Origin of the sequence: Shinella yambaruensis, assembly GCF_050859155.1 — a bacterium.
In the GTDB taxonomy this organism is placed as follows: domain Bacteria; phylum Pseudomonadota; class Alphaproteobacteria; order Rhizobiales; family Rhizobiaceae; genus Shinella; species Shinella yambaruensis.
This window is the reverse complement of record NZ_CP150639.1, coordinates 413,676-432,120: the sequence shown is the minus strand read 5'-3', so window position 1 is coordinate 432,120 and position 18,445 is coordinate 413,676. Positions and strand designations below refer to the sequence as shown.

Here is an 18,445-nt window from a genome sequence, read left to right as displayed (position 1 = left end):
CTGTCGCATGTGGAATTCGACGTTGCCTCCTTCCCCTTCTCCCCCGCGGGGAGAAGGGGAAGAACGGTAATGCCGAATTCCACAAGCGATTGCCCTGCCCTTGTGGGGGGATGCCGCCAGGCAGAGAGGGTATTCAGGGGTGCTTGCCCTACGAGGCGAGGGAGTAGCGGGTGCGCATCGTGCGCGCGTCCCGGCCTTCGATACGGATCGCGCCTTGCTCGGCCAGCGCGTTCAACTCCCGCAGCACGAGGGCATGGGCAAGGCCGAGGCGGCGGGCGAAGGTGCGGCTGTCGCTTGCGACGCCCGTGCGCACCGCCGCGACGAGGGCGGCCTGGATGCCCGTCAGCCGCGGATCCTCGCTTTGCAACCGTGCGACGAGTTCCAGGAAATCACCGGCCTCCTCCGCTTCGCCGCTCACGCGGCCTCGCGCTTGCGGAACGAGACCATGATCGACTTGGAGGTCGGCGTGTCGCTTTGCTCGCCGGCGCTGGAAAGCGGCACCAGCACATTCAGCTCCGGATAGTAGCCGGCGATGCTGCCGCGCGGGACATCGTAGGGCACGAAACGGAAGTCGCGCGCCACGCGCTCGATTCCGTCGTCATGCGCGCCGATGACGTCCACCCGGTCGCCGGCTTCCGCCTCCATCGCCTTCAGGTCTTCGGGATGGATGAAGATGACCTGCCGTTCGCCGTAGACGCCGCGGTAGCGGTCGTCGAGACCGTAGACCGTCGTGTTGTACTGGTCGTGCGAGCGGAACGTCTGCAGCGCGAAACGCCCGCCGGCCTTGCGCGCCCGCTGGTGCACGGTCTCCTCCGGCAGCGGGCCGGAGAAGAAGGAGGCCTTGCCGGCCGGCGTATCCCATTCCCGGTGCGCGGCCGCATTGCGCAGGAGGAAGCCGCGCGGCTTGCGCAGCCGCGTGTTGTAATCCGCAAAGCCCGGAATGGTCGCCTCGATATGGTCGCGGATGCGGTCGTAGTCTTCCGCAAGCGCGCTCCAGCTGACGATGCCGCTGCCGACCGTCGCCTCGGCGATGCCGGCGATGATCGCCACTTCCGACCGCAGATGCGGCGAGGCGGGTCGGTTGATGCCGGCCGAGCCATGCACCATGCTCATCGAATCCTCGACGCTGATCAGCTGCGAATTGCCGTTGGGCGCGAGGTCCATCTCCGTGCGGCCGAGGCAGGGCAGGATGAAGGACACTTCCCCCGGCATCAGGTGCGAGTGGTTGGGCTTCGTGGCGATGTTCACCGTCAGCTTGAGGCGGCGCAGCGCCGTTTCCACCAGCGCGCTGTCCGGCGTCGCGCGGGCGAAATTGCCGCCGAGGCCGATGAAGGCTTCCGCCGAACCGTCCAGCATGGCACCGATGGCCGACAGCACATTGTGCCCGTGCCTGCGCGGCGGGGAAAAGCCGAACTCACGCTCCAGCGCATCAAGAAAGGCTTTCGGCGGCTTCTCGTTGATGCCGACCGTGCGGTCGCCCTGCACGTTGGAATGGCCGCGCACCGGGCAGAGGCCCGCCCCCGGCCGGCCGATATTGCCGCGCAGGAACATGAAGCTGGCGATCTCGCGGATCGTCGCGACGGAATGCACATGCTGCGTCACGCCCATCGCCCAGGTGCAGATGACGCGCTCGGCCTGCATGTAGACCGCCGCCGCACGCTCGATCTCGGCCCGCGTCAGGCCGGACTGGTCCTCGATCTCGGCCCAGCCGGTCGCCTCGACCGCGGCACGGTAGGCGGCGAAATCCACGCAATGTTCGGCAAGGAAGGCATGGTCGAGCACCGGCGGCAGGCCGGCCGCGACCGCCGCATCCTCCGCCGCGAGCACCGCCTTCGCCATGCCGCGCACGGCCGCCATGTCGCCGCCGAGCTGCGGCTGGAAATAGTGGCTGGCAATGTCGGTCGAGCCGCCGCGCAGCATCTCGATCTTGTCCTGCGGGTCGGAGAACCGCTCCAGGCCCCGCTCGCGGATCGGATTGAAGACGACGATGCGCGCGCCGCGCAATGCCGCCCGGCGCAGGTCGCCCAGCATGCGCGGGTGGTTGGTGCCGGGGTTCTGGCCGATCACGAAGATCGCATCCGCCGCCTCGAAGTCCTCGAGCAGCACCGTGCCCTTGCCGACGCCGATCGCCTGGCGCAGCGCAACGCCGCTCGCCTCGTGGCACATGTTCGAGCAATCGGGAAAATTGTTCGTGCCGTAGAGGCGCACGAAGAGCTGGTAGAGATAGGCCGCCTCGTTGCTGGCGCGGCCGGACGTGTAGAATTCGGCGCGGTCGGGATTGTCGAGGCTCTTCAGGATGTTGCCGATTTCCCTGAAAGCATCGTCCCAGGCGACGGGCAGGTAGCGGTCGCTCGCCGCGTCATAGCGCATCGGATGGGTGAGACGGCCATGGAGCTCCAGCTCGTAGTCGCTCAGCTCGCGCAGCTCCGAGACGGTATGCGCGGCGAAGAAGGCGGGCGAGGCGCGCTTTTCGGTCGCCTCCCAGGCGACCGCCTTCACGCCGTTCTCGCAGAACTCGAAGGAGGAGCCGTGCTCGGGATCACCCCAGGCGCAGCCCGGGCAATCGAACCCGTCCGGCTGGTTCGCCTTCAGCATGGTCATGGCGCCCGACAGCGGCGTGCCGCTCTCCAGAAGCCGTTTGCCACAGCTCTTCAACGCCCCCCAGCCACCGGCCGCGGAGGATTTCTTTCCGATAAAACGAGTATCCATAGGTCAGGTATTTGCCATTCGTCAGGATTGATCAAGAGGCCAGTTCGAATGGCTTGATAGGGAATATCTATCACCGCGGTCGTGCGGAAATTGGCGGTTTGCCTGAATCACGGCGATTGACTACCAATCTGGTATGCGGAGCATCGAACCGGAGGGCCGGTCTTGGATTATCTCGTCAATCTCTCGCGTCTTTCCCCCGACGCAGCGCTCGATGCCCGGATGGCGGAGGCCGGCGTGACGATCCGCAGGGCGCTTGCCCCGGAAGCCCGGCTCGTCACCGACTGGGTGGCGGACACGTTCGGCAATGGCTGGGCCAGCGAGACCGCGATCGCGCTGACGCGCCAGCCGCCCACCGTCTTCATCGCGACGCGCGCGCGCCGGCTCGTCGGCTTCGCCTGCCATGAATCGATCGCCCGCGGCTTCTTCGGGCCAACGGGGGTGGAAGCGCAATCGCGCGGGCTCGGCATCGGCCACGCCCTGCTGCTCGCCTGCCTCTTCGATCTGAAGGCGATGGGCTACGGCTATGCGATCATCGGCGATGTCGGCCCCTCTGCCTTCTACGAGAAGACAGTCGGCGCCATGCCGATCCCCGGATCGGCACCCGGCATCTATGCCGGCATGCTGGCCGTCCAGGGATAGCCGCCATGCCGGTACAGGACCTCCACGCCCCCACGCTCGAAACCGTCTGGATCCCGGCCACGGACGCGCATCCGATGGCCTACAGGCTCACGCTGCGCAACGACGGGACGGCCCCCTTCCGCGATTTTCGCCTGTGCTTCAGCGGCCCCTGCCAGGTCGATGCCACGGCGACCGCCGAGGGCGGCCGTATCGGCCGGCGGCTTTCCACCTTCACCGAACTGCTGCCGCCGGACGGGCTGGACCTTGCCCCCGGCGCAAGCTGGACCGTCACCATCCACGGCCTGAGCTGGCCGTTCCGGCACTGGACGGACGGCGCGCGGGGCGCCTATCTCCTCTTTCCCGATGGCAGCACGCGCAGGGTCGCCACCACGCCGACGAGGCGCATGGGCGACAACGCCGCGCCGAAGCGGGGCGTTGACCCCTATCCCGTGCCCACCAACCCGCCGGCGCCGGTTTCGATCATCCCCTGGCCGAACCATGTCGCGCTCACCCGCCTCGGCCCCGCCCCTGCCGGCCTGACGCCCCTTGCGGAGGACGCCGCGGCAAAGGGGGCAACGGAGGCGTTCCGGCGGCTGGCCGAGGCGCTTTTCGCCGTCGAGGGCATCGTGCGGCCCGCCGAGGAAGGCGGGCGGCCGGTATATTTCCATGTCAGCGAGGATCTTGCGGCCGAGGCCCATGAACTCGTCTTCACGCCCGATTCCGTCTCCATCCGCGCCTGCGGGCAGGCCGGCTTCTTCTACGGGCTCGTCACGCTCGGCCAGATCTGGCGCGGCGCGCACCATTTTCCGCACGCCTACGGCTTTCCCACGGAGGGGCGGATCGCCGATGCGCCGGCGATGGGCTGGCGCGGGCTGCATCTCGACGTGGCGCGCCGGTTCTACGGCGCGGCGGAAATCCGGCGGCTGCTCGCGATCCTCGCCTGGAACAAGCTCAACCGCTTCCACTGGCACCTCTGCGACGACGAGGCCTGGCGGGTCGAGATCGATGCCTATCCGGCGCTGACGGAGATCGGCGCCTGGCGCGGCGAGGGCCTTGCCATCCCGCCCCTCCTGGGCTCCGGCGCGGAACGGAGCGGCGGCTACTACAGCAAGGCCGCCATCCGCGACATCGTCCGGCAGGCCCGCGATTTCGGCATCGAGATCGTGCCGGAGATCGACATACCCGGCCACTGCCACGCCCTGCAAATGGCCATTCCCGAACTGCGCGATCCGCAGGAGCGGGGCAGCTATCATTCGGTCCAGGGGTTTGCCGACAATTGCCTCAACCCGGCACGCGAGGCGACCTACCGTGTGGTGGAGACGATCCTTGCCGAACTGATCGCTCTGTTTCCCTTCCGCACCATCCATATCGGCGCCGACGAAGTCCCGCTCGGCGCCTGGTCCGGCTCGCCGGAGGCGCTCGAAAAACTGTCCGAAATCGCCGGCAAGGACGCGGCCGAAGCCCATGCGAACCGGCTCAACGTGATCACCAACACGCACGGCGCCGACGCCATCGAGGGCTCCGGCGCGGCGGCGCTGCAGGCGGTCTTCCTCAAGCGCGTCCAGGCATTCCTCGCCGCGCAGGGCTGCGTCACCGGCGGCTGGCAGGAAGCCGCGCACGGCAACGTCATCGACAAGGACAAGGCCTATCTCTGCGGCTGGCGGGACGTTGCGGCCTCCGCGGCGCTTGCCGGCGAGGGCTACACCATGGTCGTCTGCCCCGGCCAGGCCTATTATCTCGACATGGCGCATACGGCCGACTGGGACGAGCCGGGGGCAAGCTGGGCCGGTGCCTCGACGCCCGAGATGACCTATGCCTTCGATCCCGTCGCCGGGTGGAGCGCGGCGCAGAAGGCAAAGCTGCTCGGCGTGCAGGCCTGCATCTGGTCCGAGCCCATGCTCGACCGCGCCGTCTTCGACCGCCTCGTCTTCCCCCGCCTTTCAGCCGTCGCCGAAACCGGCTGGACCTGCCCGGAACACAAATCCTGGGCACGGTTCAAGGCCTGCGCGGGCCTCATGCCCGTTCTCTACGCCGCCCCGTAGAACCGCGCGCGGCGGAGGCTCGCTCCTTCGCCTTCCACCCGCGGAAAAACCGCGCAACCCGCGGGAATTCCAGCCTTCGGGCGGGCAACCTTCAGGTACAGGTTCAGGCAAGCTCGTCGCTGTATCGAAATTCAGCAGAATGGTGCGTTTGCTGTTCTTTCGATTCCATATTTCAGGACTTTATCCATGACGTCGATCGTACCCTCCCTGAGCATCGCCCAGATCAAGCAGTTATCCGCTTCGGCGATTTCGGCCTGGACGACGGAGGACGTCGCCTCGCTTTCCACCAGCCAGCTCAACGCCTTTTCATCCAGGCAGCTCGCCGCGCTGGAAGTGGAGGACATCGAGGTTCTCAACACCCGGCAGCTGAGCGCCATTTCACAAAGCGCCATCATCGGCCTGTCGCTCGACCAGCTCGGCGCGCTCGACAAATACGCCATCCAGAACCTGACGCCCTCCCAGGTCGGCGCCCTCACCGCGACCCAGGTGAAAGGCCTGTCGTCGGACCAGGCGGAGGCGCTGACGGCCTCGCAGGTCCGCATGCTGAGCGCCGCCCAGCTCGCCGCCCTCGACCCGGAGGATCTTGCGACCTTTTCCACCGAGGACATGGCGGCCATCAGCTACAAGGCCGTGCAGCGCCTCGGCACCGCGGCCATCGCCGCCCTTTCCCCCGAACAGGTCGGCGCGCTGACGCCGCTCGCCGTCGCCGGCTTCACGCCCGCGCAGACGGCCGCGCTGACCCCGGAGCAGATCGAAGCACTGACCCCGGCGCAGGTCGCCCTCCTCAAGCCGGCACAGATCGCCGCGCTCAGCGCGGCAGCGATCGCCGCCTTCAGCGAGCCCCAGATCGCCGCGCTCAGCACCAGCGCCCTGACGGGCCTCAAGCCGACGCAGATCCAGGCCATGAGCACGGCGCAGATGGAAGCGCTGACCCCGGCGCAGGTGCGCGCGCTGAGCGGCCAGCAGCTCACCGCGATGGGATCGACCGGCCTTGCCACCTTCTCCAGCCAGGACATCGCCGCAATCTCCAGCCGCGCGATCCCGGCCCTCGGCATCGGCATCATCACCACGCTCTCCGCCGAGCAGATCGAGGCGCTCAGCCCGGTCGCCATCCAGGCCCTGACGGTGGCCCAGGTCAACGCCCTCAGCCCTGGCCAGATCGCGCTCTTCTCCCCCGCCCAGATGCGCGGGATGAACATGGCGCAGATCGCAGCGCTTGGGGGCGACGACATCGCGGCGCTCTCCAGCGACAGCCTTGCCGCCATCAACAACGCCGCGCTGAAGGGGCTCAACACCGCCGCCATCGCCGCGCTTTCGCAAGAGCAGATCGAGGCGCTGTCGACCGGCCAGATCAATACGCTGTCGGCACGGCAGATCACCGCCCTCGGTGCCGCGGGCATCGCGCTGTTCTCCACGCTGCAGATCGCCGCCGTCAACAGCAGCGCCATCCCCGGCCTGACGACCGCCCAGATCGCCGCGCTCGACCTCGACCAGGTCGAAGCGTTCTCGCCGTTGCAGGCCAAGGCGCTCACCGCGGCACAGATCGCAGCCCTCGATGCCGACGACATCGCGGTCTTCTCGACCGCCGACATCGCCGCCCTCTCGGTAAGCGCGGTGGCCGGCCTTACCACCGATACCGTCGCCAGCCTGTCCACCGACCAGATCGCCGCCTTCAACGTGAAGTCGATCCCCGGCCTCACGTCCCAGCAGATCGCCACCCTCGACGCCGCACAGGCCGAGGCCCTCACCGCCGCGCAGGTCAAGGCGCTGACCGCCCGGCAGGTCGGCGCCCTCGGCCCCGAGGCCCTGGAAACCTTCTCGACTGCCGATATCGCCGCCCTTTCGGTCGGCGCGCTTTCCGGCCTTAGCAGCAGCGCCATCGCCAGCCTTTCGCCCGAGCAGATCGCGGCGCTCACCACGGCCCAGATCGCGGCCCTCAAGCCGGCACAGCTTGCGGCGCTCACCACCGAGCAGGTCGAGGCCTTCATCCCCAACCAGGTCCGCTACCTCAGCGCCGCCCAGCTCGCGGCGCTGGCGCCCGACGCGGTCGCGACCTTCTCGATCGAGGACATGGCCGCCATCAGCAACCGGGGTGCGGCCGGCCTCAGCACCGCGGCGATCGCGAGCCTTTCCACCGAGCAGATCGCCGCCCTCAGCGGCGGTGCGCTCGGCGGCCTGACGGGCGCGCAGATCCGCGCCCTCGGCACGGAGCAGATCGAGGCGCTGTCCACCACCCAGATCGCCGCGCTGGGCGTGGCGCAGCTCGCAGCGCTCGGTTCCGAGGACATGGCGGTGCTCACCGAGGCGCATATCGCGGCGATCAACGCCAAGGCCATAGCGGGCCTCAGCAGCGACGCCATCGCCGCCCTTTCCACCGACCAGATCGCGGCCCTCGGCACGAACGCCATCGCGAGCCTGACATCCGTGCAGATCGCCGCCCTCTCCCCCGACCAGGTCGAGGCGCTTTCACCCGCGCAGGTCCGTGTGCTCAGCGCCCAGCAGATCGCGGCCCTCGGCGCGGACGATCTTGCCACCTTCTCCGCCGAGGACATGGCGGCGATCAACGCCAAGGCCATGCAGGGCATCACCTCCGATGCCTTTACCGGGCTTTCGGACGAGCAGGTCGGCGTGCTTTCCACCGCCCAGATCGCCGGCCTCACCGCCAAGCAGTTCGCCAGCATGGACGCCGCATTCCTCACCTTGCTGACCACCGGCCAGGTCGCCGCCCTCGGCGCCAGCGTCGTCGCCGGCTTCACGCCCGACCAGATCGACGCGCTGAGCACGGAGCAGATCGAGGCTCTGACCCCGACGCAGGTCAGGGCCATGACCTTTTCCCAGCTTTCCGCGCTGACCGCGGAAGACATCGCGACCTTCTCCACCGCGGACCTTGCGGCCATCAGCAGCAGGGCCATCGGGGGGCTTGATGCCGATGTGCTGACCAGCCTTTCGCCGAGCCAGATCGCCGCCCTCGACCGCTATGCGATCGCCGGCATGAATGCCGGGCAGATCGAGACCCTCTCGTTCGCCCAGATCGCCGCGTTCACCACCGCGCAGATCGCCAGCCTCACCCCCGCGCAGGCCGGCGCCCTGGAGGCGGAAGACGTCCGTGCGCTTTCCACCGCGCAGATCGCGGCCCTTCCCCTACGGGCGATCTCCGGCCTTGGCGCAGCAGCCATCGCGGCCCTGTCCTCCGACCAGCTCGCGGCCCTCAGCCCGAACAGCATGACCGGCTTCACCAGCAGCCAGCTCGACGCGCTGACCTCCCAGCAGGTGAGCCAGCTTTCCGCCGCACAGCTCCGGGCCCTCAGCGCGGCGCAGCTCGGCGGCCTTTCCGACGATATCGAGGCGCTCTCCACCGCGCAGATCGCCAGCCTCAACCCGACCGCCATCGGCGGCCTTACCACCGGCCAGATGGCGGCGCTGTCGTCCGACCAGATCGCGGCCCTGACGACGGCCCATATCGCGGCGCTCAGTGCCGGACAGGTCGGCGCCCTCAGCACCGCCGGCATCGCCGCCTTGACGACCGCGCAGATCAACGCCCTGAGCGGGACCGGCATTTCCGGCCTGACCGCAAGCCAGGTCGCAGCGCTCACCACCGCCCAGATCGCCGCCCTCAACAACCGCCAGATGGCGGCCCTCTCCTCCGCGCAGATCGCCGCGCTCGGCACCGACAAGGTCGCGGCGCTCACCACGGCGCAGATCGCCGCCCTCAATGCCGGCAGCATCGCGGGCTTCACGTCCCAGCAGCTCGCCGCCCTCAGCACCGCGCAGGCCGAAGCGCTGACAAGCGCCCAGGTGGGCGTCCTCAACTCCGACCAGATCCACCAGCTCGGCACGGACGACATTGCCACCTTCTCGCCGAAGGATATCGGCATGATCAGCGCCAGCGCCGTTGCGGGTCTCTCGCCGGCGGCGCTTGCCGCGCTCTCGACGGCACAGATCGCCGCCTTCAGCACCGCCGCCATCGGCGCGATGAGCGCCCAGCAGCTCGCAGCCCTTTCCACCGCCCAGGCCGAGGCCCTGACCAGCCAGCAGGTCGCCGCGCTGAGCTCGGCCCAGCTCGCGGCCTTCGGGGCCGATGACCTGGCGACCTTCTCCACCCGGGATATCGCCGCCATCGGTTCGGGCGCCATTGCCGGCATCGCCACCGATACGCTCGCAGCCCTCTCGACCGCCCAGATCGCCGCGCTCAGCGCAACCGGCATCGGCGGCATGACGGCACGACAGTTCGAGGCGCTCAGCGTCGCCCAGGCCGAGGCGCTCACCAGCGCCCAGATCGGCGCGATGAACTCGGCACAGCTTGCCGCCCTCGGGACCGACGACATCGCCACCTTCTCGACGCGCGAGATCGCCGCCATAGGCGCGGGTGCCATCTCCGGACTTTCGTCGGCCGCGGTCGCCGCCCTCTCCACCGCGCAGGTCGCCGCCCTCTCCACCGCCGCCATCGGCGGCCTGGCGACGCGCCAGATCCAGGCCCTTACCAACGCCCAGCTCGACGCCCTGTCGCCCGCCCAGGTCCGGGCGCTCGACGCCCGGCAGATCGCGACGCTCGGTACGGACTATATCGCCGCGCTTTCGACGGAACAGGTCGCCGCCCTCAGCACGGCCGCCATTGCCGGCCTTTCCACCGACCAGATCGCGGCGCTCTCCACCGCCCAGGCCGAAGCGCTCACCAGCAAACAGGTCGCCGCCTTCACCTCACGCCAGGTCGCCGCCCTCGGCCTCGACGACCTCGACACGTTCTCCGTCGCCGACATGGCGGCGATCAACTCCGGTGCCATGCCGGGCCTTTCGACCGACATGCTCGCCTCGCTGACCACGAGCCAGATCGCCGCCCTCAGCCCGGCCGGCCTCTCCGGCTTGACGAGCAGCCAGATCGCCGCGCTCACCAGCGACCAGGTCGCTGCGCTCACCACGGCACAGATCGCCGCCCTCGGCTCCAGGCAGACCGCGGCGCTCGGCACGGACGATATCGCCGCCCTGTCGCCGGCGCAGATCGCCGCCCTCGGCTCGGCCGGCGTCTCCGGTCTCACCACCGACCAGATCGCCGCGTTTTCCACCGGCCAGGCCGAGGCGCTGACCAGCGCCCAGATCGCCGCACTGAGCTCCACGCAGGTCGCCGCCTTCAGCGCCGACGCGATGGAGACCTTCACCACAGCCGAGATGGCCGCGATCGCATCCGGCGCGGTCTCCGGCCTGTCGCCGGCAACCATCGCCGCCCTGACGACGGGGCAGATCGCCGCGCTCAACGGCGCGGGCCTGACATCCGCGCAGGTCAACGCGCTCGGCAGCGGCCAGCTGGAGGCGCTGACCAAGACCCAGCTCGCCGCCTTCGGCTCGGCGCAGATCGGCGCGCTCGGCACGGATGACATCGCCGTTCTCTCGCCCGAGCAGATCGCCGCCCTCGGCACCGCCGGCATCGCCGCCCTCTCCACCGCACAGGTCGCGGCGTTGTCCAGCAGCCAGGCCGAGGCACTGACCAGCAGGCAGGTCGCCGCGCTGAACTCGCACCAGATCGCGGCGCTCGAGGCCGAAGACCTCGAACTGTTCTCGACCGCCGATCTCGCCGCGATCAATTCGCGGGCCATTTCGGGCCTGTCGACGGCAATGCTCGCCGCACTCGGCCCCGGGCAGATCGCCGCCTTCAGCCCCTCCGGCATTTCCGGCCTGTCGAGCGCGCAGATCGGGGCGCTGACCGCCGACCAGGTCGAGGCCCTGACGAGCGCGCAGGTCGGCGCCCTGACATCGCAGCAGATCGCGGCGTTCGATGCGGACGATATCGCGCTGTTCTCGACGGCCGACATGGCGGCGATCGGTTCGAGCGCCATTGCCGGCCTGCCGCCGGCGGTGCTCGCCGGCTTCTCGGCCAGCCAGATCGCCGCGCTCAGCGCCGCGGGGATCGGCGGGCTCACCACCGGCCAGGTCGCCGCCCTGACATCCGCGCAGGTCGCCGGGCTCTCCACCCAGCAGCTGGGCGCGCTCAGCTCGAAGCAGGTGGCCGCCCTCGATGCCATCGACGTCAGCGCGCTGACACCCGCCCAGATCGCCGCGCTCAGCACGAGCGGCGTTGCCGGCCTCACCGGCACGCAGACCGCGGGCCTTTCGCTGGAACAGGTCGAAGCCCTCACCACGAGCCAGATCGCGGCCCTCAGCCCGGCCGCCCTTTCCGGTCTTTCGACCGAAGCGCTCGACACGTTCTCGCCCGGCAAGCTCGCCGCCATCAGCGCCAGCGCGATCAAGGGCCTGCCGCCGGGCTACATGGCGACGCTCTCCGAGAGCGAGATCGCCGCCCTCGGCACCGCCGCGATCTCCGGCCTCAGCAGCGCCCAGATCGCCGCGCTCAGCACCGCGCAGGTGGAGGCCTTCTCGCTTGCCCAGATCGCCGCGCTGAGCCTGCCGGGCATTGCCGGCCTCACCTCCGCGCAGATGCAGACCATCTCCGCCGAGGAGCTGGCGGCCATCGGCACGGCAGCCATCCGCGGGCTTTCGAGCGGCACGATCGGTGCGCTGTCCACGGATTCGATCGCCGCGTTGTCGACGGCCCAGGTCGCCGCCCTCACCTATGGCCAGATGTCGGCGCTCGGCCCGCAGCAGGTCGGCGCGCTCTCCTCCGACCAGATCGGCGCCCTGACGGCGACACAGGCCGCGGCCCTCGGTGCCGACGACCTCGCCTCCTTCTCGACCGAGGACATCCTCTCGCTGAGTTCGAGCGCGATTTCCGGCCTCAGCACGGCAACGCTCGCCGGCCTTTCCAGCGAGCAGGCCGCCGCCTTCACGCCCGGCCAGCTCGCCGCCATGACCTCGGCGCAGATCAACGCCCTGCCGCAGGCCGGCGGCGCGGGCGCGCAGAGCTTCACCTTCTTCGCCATGAGCGACGAGCCCGTGGTGGAAGACGCCGGCACCGGAACAGACGAGCCGCAGACCAAGAGCGACCCGCAATCCGAGATCGCGTCGATCATCTCGTCCTACCTCGCGGTCTGACCGGCGTCAGGAGCCTGAAAACGCTTTCGCTCCGGCAAGCCGGGGCGAAATGCATTTCGATCGATTCTGCCCGGCGGCTACGGGGTGCCGTCTTCTCTCAGGGCCGCATCGGTGATCGTGTTGTCGAGATCGAGCGCGCGGTCCGGCTTCAGGCCGAGCCGCTGCAGGTCGCCGTGATAGCCGCGCACGGCTTCCGCCGGCGTCACGTTTCGGTCCGCGACGGCGCGCATCCATGTCGTCAGCGACAGCTGATGTTCGGCAAGGTTGATCTTGCGGCCGAAGATGGCAAGGCGGGCGCCGCTCGCCTCGGCGCGAGCGACCATTTCCATCGCATCGCGATGCGTGCCGCTCGCCCCGCCCATCACGCCGACGACGACCGTGTCGTCATGGGCGACCAGTTCCTCCAGCGCCCGGCGGCCGTTATAGACGATCTTCAGGAATTCCGGCCGCTCGGCGCGCGTGAGGCTCGCCAACGCCCGCACGATGCAGTCGTTGACGAAGGTGCCGGTCTCCGCGACCCCGAAGCCGGTCGCCACATTCGGGTTGAACACTTCGAGGAAATGACGCTTTCCGGCAGCGCGCGCCTCGATGCGGAAGGCGCGGTAGGCCTCCAGCATGGCGACGTCCGAGGCGGCGTCGTTGTTGAAGGTCATCGAGAACAGGCAGAGGTCGGCCCGCGCGCGCAGAAGATCGGCGCCGCGATAGGGCTGGGCCGGTGTCTCGCGGTAGCGGCCGCCGCGGATGTTGAGCCAGACGTCGGTCGTCTCGTTGGCGCGGAAGGCCGGCGTCACGGTGCTTTCCGCGAAGATGCCGCCCTCGACCAGCCGCTCGATGTTGCCTGCCGACCCCAGCATGACGTCGACGGCCCTTTCCGCCACGAGGGTTTCCATCTCGGCCAGGAATTCCCGGCGCGTGCGGCTGCCGGCGGCCGACCCGTCGGCGCCGCGGCGAAAACCCGTCGTCAGGATGCCGCCGGAAATGTCGGCATCCTTGGCGTCGACGAGGATGAAGTCACCCGATCGGTAGGCGCCGGCACGGATGCGCGCCATCTTCTCGTCGTAGCTCTTGGGGATCATGTCAGGTCGACTCCATGGAAGGTCTTCAGCCGCTCGCGGACGGCGGCAATTTCAGCGGCACGGCGGGCCGTATCCCAGCCGAGCGTCTCGCCCGCCTGGAGGGCGAGCGCCTCGACCAGCCGGGACGTCAGGCGGCCGGTCACGGCCAGCGTCGTGCGGCGGAAGGCAAGGTCCGCGAGGGAACCGACCTGCTCGTGGCGCAGCACGTAGTCCATCTCGCCGGTGCTGTAGTCCGCAGCGTTGGGAAGCGGCGCGTCGGCCGGAAACGCTGCGACATGTGCCGCAACGACCCGCGCCGTCGTGCCGTAATGGGCGAAGAGTTCGCCGATGCGCTTTTCCGCAAGCCCGGTTTCCCGTGCGAGACCGGCAATCCACGTCTGCCTTGCCGCCTCGGTCTTCGGATAATCGCGCCCGCCGCCGATGGCGAGGTCGCGCGTGGAGACCTTGCGGCTTGCGGACAGGCGCTTCAGCAGCATGTCCGCCACCTCTTCCGCATAGCCGCGGAAGGTCGTCCACTTGCCGCCGACGAGCGAATAGACCGGATAGGGCCGGCCGGCGACGGGTTCGAGGACCGGCGTCGCATGGTCGCGGGTGATGAGGCCCGGATCCTTCGCATCGGAGGCCGGCAGCGGGCGGATGCCGCTGTAGACATAGACGATCTGGTCGCGGGAGAAGCGAAGCTTCGGCAGGAGCCTGCGCAGGCTTTCGAGGAGGTATTCCACCTCGTCGGGCTCGCAACGCACCGTGTCGGGATTGGCCGCCTTGATATCGGTGGAGCCGGCAAGGGCGCGGCCGAGATATTCGAAGACAAGGCAGATGCGCCCGTCATCCGCCTCGAAATAGATCATCCGGCCCTTCAACTCCTTCAGCAGGTCCGGATGGTCGAGCAGGATATGCGAGCCCTTGGTGCCGCCGATCATGCGCGAGGTTGCGCCGAGAATGGCATTCACCTCGTCGATCCAGGGGCCGGCCGCATTGACGACGATCTTCGGCCGCACGGTCGCAGCCGCCTCGCCGGCAAGGCTTCTCACCATCAAAGCACCGCCATCAGCGCGTTCCAGCCGGACATGGTTGAGGGCGGCGGATCGCGGGCTGTCGGCAAGGCCGTCGCGCACGAGTTCGAGGATCAGGCGCTCGGGATGGGTGACGGTGGCGTCGTAGTAGGTGCCCGTCGCCACAATGTCGGGCGTCAGCGCCGGCAGGTCGCGCAGCGAGGCGGCCCGGCTCGCCGTCGAATGCCGCGGCATGACGCGGTGGCGCGCGCCATAGAAGTCGTAGAGCATCAGGCCGATCTTGACGAGCAGCGCGCCGCGGCTGCGCGGGGCGCTCTTCGAGCCGAACAGCGTGCGCAGCGCAGCGCCGATGCCCTTCGTCCAGGAGAAGATCGGGATCAGCGTCGGCAGCGGCTTGACGTAATGCGGCGCGTTGGCGAGCAGCAGGTTGCGCTCCAGCGTCGACTGCGCGACGAGGCGGAATTCGCCCGTCTCGAGATATTTCAGCCCGCCATGGATGAGGCGGGAAGGCGCGGCGCTGGTGCCGGCTGCGTAATCGTTCTTCTCGATCAGCAGGCAGTCGAGCCCCTGCGCCGTGAGGTCGCGGAAAAGGCCCGCGCCGTTGACGCCCGCCCCGACGATGAGCACGTCGAGCGTGCCGCGCGCCTCCATCGCCGCCATTCGTTCGCCCATGCCGCCGGGAAAGGCGGCGGCGCCTGCCGCGTTCGCATTCATGTACTCTTGCCCATTTTCACGATTTCGAGATTGACGCCGGCTTCCTTCAGGCGCGCCCTGTCCGCTTCGCCAACCCGGTCCGTCGTCAGAACGACGTCGAAGGCGGTGAGGTCGCTCAGGACGTTGAGGGCGACCTTGCCGAATTTCGAGGAATCGACGAGCAGGATCTTGCGGCTCGACGAGGCCATCATCGCCTGCTTGACCTTGGTGACCTGCGCGTCCTGGATGAAGGCCGTCACGCCGTCGATTGCGGAGGCGGAACAGAAGAGGACGGTCGCCCGAAGGCTTGCCACCGCCTTCTCGCAGGTGATGCCGATATAGGCGTTGTAGTTGCGGTGGTACTTGCCGCCGAGGCTGATCAGCTCCACCTCCTCGGCCTCGATCAGCTTGCCGGCCGAGATGTAGCTGTTGGTGATGACCGTGAGCGGGCGGGCGTCCGGCAGGAGGTCCGCGAGCGCGCAGGCCGTCGAGGAATCATCCAGCATAACCGCCTGCCCGGCCTCGACATAGGCCATGGCGGCGCGGGCGAGCGCCTCCTTCTCCGCCTTGCCGACCGTCTCGCGGTAGCGGAACGTGCTCTCGTAGAGGCCGGAGGGCTGGACGGTGACCATGCCGTGCAGCTTGCGCAGCACGCCCTGCTGGGCGAGCGCGTCGATATGCCGATGGATGGTCATGCGCGACACGCCGAAATGCTCGACGAGATCCTCGATGCGCGCCTGGCCGGCCCGCGTGATGTAATCGGCGATCTCCTCGCGCCGTGCGTCCGCCTTCATCCGTCCACTCCCCTTGACCGTCTTGCGAGATCCTCGATGGCCCGCCAGTGCGGCGCCATCCCGTCCGCAAGCTGTCTATAGAGATTGTAGCGCTCGGCAAGCCGGGCGCTGCGCGCCGCATCCGGCCGGTAGGAACGCAGGATGCGGGTCGTCGCGGCCGCGCCGGCTTCCGGGCTCGCATAGAGACCAACCGCGGCGCCGGCGACGAGCGCCGCCCCCCAGGCAGCAGCCTCGTCGGCAGAGGACACGTCGACGGCGAGCCCCGTCGCATCGGCGAACATCTGCGCCAGAACCGGGCTGCGCGCGCCGCCGCCGCTGATGCGCATGCGCTCCACCGGCACGCGGGACAGGAGGTCGTCGATATGGAGCTTGTGGTTGAAGACGATGCCTTCCAGCACGGCCTTCAGGAGGTCGCCGCGCTCGTGCCAGCCGTGCACGCCGAAGAAGCCGGCGCTCGCGCCGCTGCCGAAGGGCGAGCCGAAGAGGAAGGGATGGAAGACGATGTCCGAGGGCTTTTCCAGCGCCCGGTCGAGTTCCGGCCGCAGCAGCGCGTGAATGTCGCTCGCCTCGCTTTCGGCCTTCTCCGCCAGGTCGCGGCAGAAATTGTCGAGGAACCAGTCATAGTTCGCGGTGGAAGCCGGGGAGATCGCCATGGCGTTCCACCAGCCCTTGCGGATGCCGTTGCGGCAGAACCAGCGCGGATCGGCCATCGGCTCCTCGGTGACCAGCTCGTTGATCGAATAGGTGCCGGCAACGACGGCAAGCAGGCCCGGCGCGTGGCCGCCGATGCCGAGGGCCGAGGCCGTCACGTCGTGCAGGCCCGCGGCTACGGGCGTACCCTCGACGAGGCCGGTCGCTGCCGCCGCGTCACGCGTCACCGTGCCGATGATCTCGTCCGGCCGGGCGACGGGCGGAAGGGCCGGCCAGAGGTCGCCGAGGCCGAAGACCTCCAGCGCCGCCTTGTCGAAGGCCTGCGTGCGCACATTGGTGAAGCTCGTGCTCGCCTCGGTCAAATCCGTGCCGACGACGCCGGTCAGGCAGAAGCGCAGCCAGTCCTTGCAGGTGAAGACATGGCCGATGGCGCCGTAGCGCTCCGGCTCGTGCTGCCGGATATGGGCGAGCAGGGCCGAGGGCGCGGAGGCGTGGGCGGTCTGGCCGGTCAGGTCCAGCGCGCGCTGCGCCACGCCGTCCTCCTCCCATGCGTCGACGATCGCGCCGGCGCGGCTGTCGAGCGAGAGGATGCCGGCACCGAGCGGACGCTTGTCGCGGTCGAGCAGGTAGAGGCCGTCGCCATGGGCGGTCGCCGCGACGGCCTTGATGTCAGCCGCCGGCCGGCCGCTCCTTTCGATCGCCTCGCGGATCGCCTCGGCGGTTGCGGTCCACAGGCCCGCCATGTCGCGCTCGACATGGCGCGGCTCGGGGAAGGACTGCGGCACCCGCCGCCGCGCGACGGCGATCGGCGTGCCGTCCTCCTCGAAAATCACCGCCTTGGTGACCGTCAGGCCGTTATCGATGCCCAGAAGCAGCGCCATGGTTCTCTCCCGTCAGTTCCGGCTTGCACGCAGGGCGAAACGGTCCTGCAGGCTGGCAAGATAGATCGCGACGAGCAGCACGCAACCGAAGACCATCTGGCGGATCGAGGGCTCGATGCCGGTGAGGTTCATCAGGTTCTCGATGATGGCGATGACGATGACCGCGCCGAACACGCCGGAAAGCCGCCCGATCCCGCCATTGAGGCTGGTACCGCCGAGAATGGTGCCGGCGAAGACCATGAGGATATCCCCCTCGCCGAGATCGGCGACGACCGATTGCAGGCGACCGACTTCCAGGAGACCGCCGATCGCGGCGGCAAGACCGGCAATGCCAAAGCAGAGGATCTTGGTGCGGTGCACCTTCACGCCGGCGAGGAAGGCGGCTTCCTCGTTGTTGCCGATGGCGTAGATCTCCTTGCCGATGCGATGGCGCTCCATGAAGATATAGGCGACGCCGTAGAGCACGAGCCAGACGAAGATCGCCACGGGAATGCCGAACCAACGGGCCTCGCCGAGATAGGTGTATTCGGCCGGCAGGTAATAGACGCCCTCGGGAATGAGGAAGACGACGGCGCCACGCATGACAAGCAGCGTCGCGAGCGTCACGAGGAAGGCATTGACACGCAGGTTCACCGCGAAGGCACCGGCCGCGAGGCCGACCAGCAGGCCGACGACAGGCGTCAGGATGACGGCGAGAACGGGATGGACCACATCCGGCGCCCAGACCGTCATCGCCACGATGGCGACGGCCGGCGCGAAGGCGAAGCTCGATTCCAGCGAGAGATCGACCTCCTTGATGAGCAGGACGAGGAAGAGGCCGAGCACCATGCAGCCGAGGGGAGCGGCCGCCCAGAGCACGTTGGTGATGTTCTGCAGCGAGGCGAAGCCCGGAACGGTGAGCCCGACGGCGACGAGAACGGCGAGCAGCACCCAGATGAGGTGGCGCTCCATCAGACGGGAGAACAGCCGGACTGTGCTGGACATCGT

Annotated in this window: 10 protein-coding genes; 3 read left to right on the top strand and 7 right to left on the bottom strand. The window is 68.9% G+C overall.

Translation table 11 applies throughout. From position 1 onward, the window contains the following. Window positions 1-148: 148 nt before the first annotated feature. Entirely contained in the window at window positions 149-418 is a 270-nt protein-coding gene (locus WMC41_RS24360) for a hypothetical protein (protein WP_432348467.1), read from the bottom strand. Then, on the bottom strand, window positions 415-2,709 hold the full coding sequence (locus tag WMC41_RS24355; RefSeq protein WP_432348465.1) for an FdhF/YdeP family oxidoreductase: 2,295 nt from the start codon (window positions 2,707-2,709) through the stop codon (window positions 415-417). Before WMC41_RS24355 ends, WMC41_RS24360 begins: the two co-directional genes overlap by 4 nt. Before the next feature lie 162 nt (window positions 2,710-2,871). On the opposite strand from WMC41_RS24355, the gene WMC41_RS24350 reads away from it, so the two are divergent. The 3 genes from WMC41_RS24350 to WMC41_RS24340 all read left to right on the top strand — a co-directional run bounded on the left by WMC41_RS24350 (window position 2,872) and on the right by WMC41_RS24340 (window position 12,350). Then, on the top strand, window positions 2,872-3,348 hold the full coding sequence (locus WMC41_RS24350; RefSeq protein WP_272807877.1) for a GNAT family N-acetyltransferase: 477 nt from the start codon (window positions 2,872-2,874) through the stop codon (window positions 3,346-3,348). A 5-nt stretch (window positions 3,349-3,353) separates the two neighbouring features. Continuing rightward, window positions 3,354-5,369, top strand: a complete 2,016-nt coding sequence (locus WMC41_RS24345; RefSeq protein WP_432348464.1) for a beta-N-acetylhexosaminidase — start codon at window positions 3,354-3,356, stop codon at window positions 5,367-5,369. 186 nt (window positions 5,370-5,555) lie between these two features. Further along, the gene (locus tag WMC41_RS24340) at window positions 5,556-12,350 is read left to right on the top strand and encodes a beta strand repeat-containing protein (protein ID WP_432348463.1); all 6,795 of its coding nucleotides are present in this window, start codon (window positions 5,556-5,558) and stop codon (window positions 12,348-12,350) included. Window positions 12,351-12,427: 77 nt separating this feature from the next. Here WMC41_RS24340 and WMC41_RS24335 read toward each other — a convergent pair whose 3' ends face one another. The 5 genes from WMC41_RS24335 to WMC41_RS24315 are packed head-to-tail and all read right to left on the bottom strand — an operon-like array spanning window position 12,428 to window position 18,442. Then, the gene (locus WMC41_RS24335; RefSeq protein WP_432348462.1) at window positions 12,428-13,426 is read right to left on the bottom strand and encodes a hypothetical protein; all 999 of its coding nucleotides are present in this window, start codon (window positions 13,424-13,426) and stop codon (window positions 12,428-12,430) included. Further along, complete coding sequence (locus tag WMC41_RS24330) at window positions 13,423-15,111, bottom strand: FAD-dependent oxidoreductase (protein ID WP_432349333.1); 1,689 nt, start codon at window positions 15,109-15,111, stop codon at window positions 13,423-13,425. The genes WMC41_RS24335 and WMC41_RS24330 overlap by 4 nt, the downstream gene beginning before the upstream one ends. A 38-nt stretch (window positions 15,112-15,149) precedes the next feature. Then, a complete protein-coding gene (locus WMC41_RS24325; RefSeq protein ID WP_432348461.1) occupies window positions 15,150-15,926 on the bottom strand; it encodes a DeoR/GlpR family DNA-binding transcription regulator in 777 nt (258 codons plus the stop codon). After that, on the bottom strand, window positions 15,923-17,458 hold the full coding sequence (locus WMC41_RS24320) for an FGGY-family carbohydrate kinase (RefSeq protein WP_432348460.1): 1,536 nt from the start codon (window positions 17,456-17,458) through the stop codon (window positions 15,923-15,925). The genes WMC41_RS24325 and WMC41_RS24320 overlap by 4 nt, the downstream gene beginning before the upstream one ends. A gap of 12 nt (window positions 17,459-17,470) precedes the next feature. Continuing rightward, complete coding sequence (locus WMC41_RS24315) at window positions 17,471-18,442, bottom strand: ABC transporter permease (protein ID WP_244766525.1); 972 nt, start codon at window positions 18,440-18,442, stop codon at window positions 17,471-17,473. Between the last annotated feature and the right edge of the window lie 3 nt (window positions 18,443-18,445).

Bases quoted from the DNA above. Each gene is read 5' to 3' on its own strand.
- WMC41_RS24330 (WP_432349333.1), bottom strand. From the start codon at position 15,111: ATGGGCGAACGAATGGCGGCGATGGAGGCGCGCGGCACGCTCGACGTG.
- WMC41_RS24345 (WP_432348464.1), top strand. From the start codon at position 3,354: ATGCCGGTACAGGACCTCCACGCCCCCACGCTCGAAACCGTCTGGATC.
- WMC41_RS24355 (WP_432348465.1), bottom strand. From the start codon at position 2,709: ATGGATACTCGTTTTATCGGAAAGAAATCCTCCGCGGCCGGTGGCTGG.
- WMC41_RS24335 (WP_432348462.1), bottom strand. From the start codon at position 13,426: ATGATCCCCAAGAGCTACGACGAGAAGATGGCGCGCATCCGTGCCGGC.
- WMC41_RS24325 (WP_432348461.1), bottom strand. From the start codon at position 15,926: ATGAAGGCGGACGCACGGCGCGAGGAGATCGCCGATTACATCACGCGG.
- WMC41_RS24340 (WP_432348463.1), top strand. From the start codon at position 5,556: ATGACGTCGATCGTACCCTCCCTGAGCATCGCCCAGATCAAGCAGTTA.
- WMC41_RS24320 (WP_432348460.1), bottom strand. From the start codon at position 17,458: ATGGCGCTGCTTCTGGGCATCGATAACGGCCTGACGGTCACCAAGGCG.
- WMC41_RS24315 (WP_244766525.1), bottom strand. From the start codon at position 18,442: ATGTCCAGCACAGTCCGGCTGTTCTCCCGTCTGATGGAGCGCCACCTC.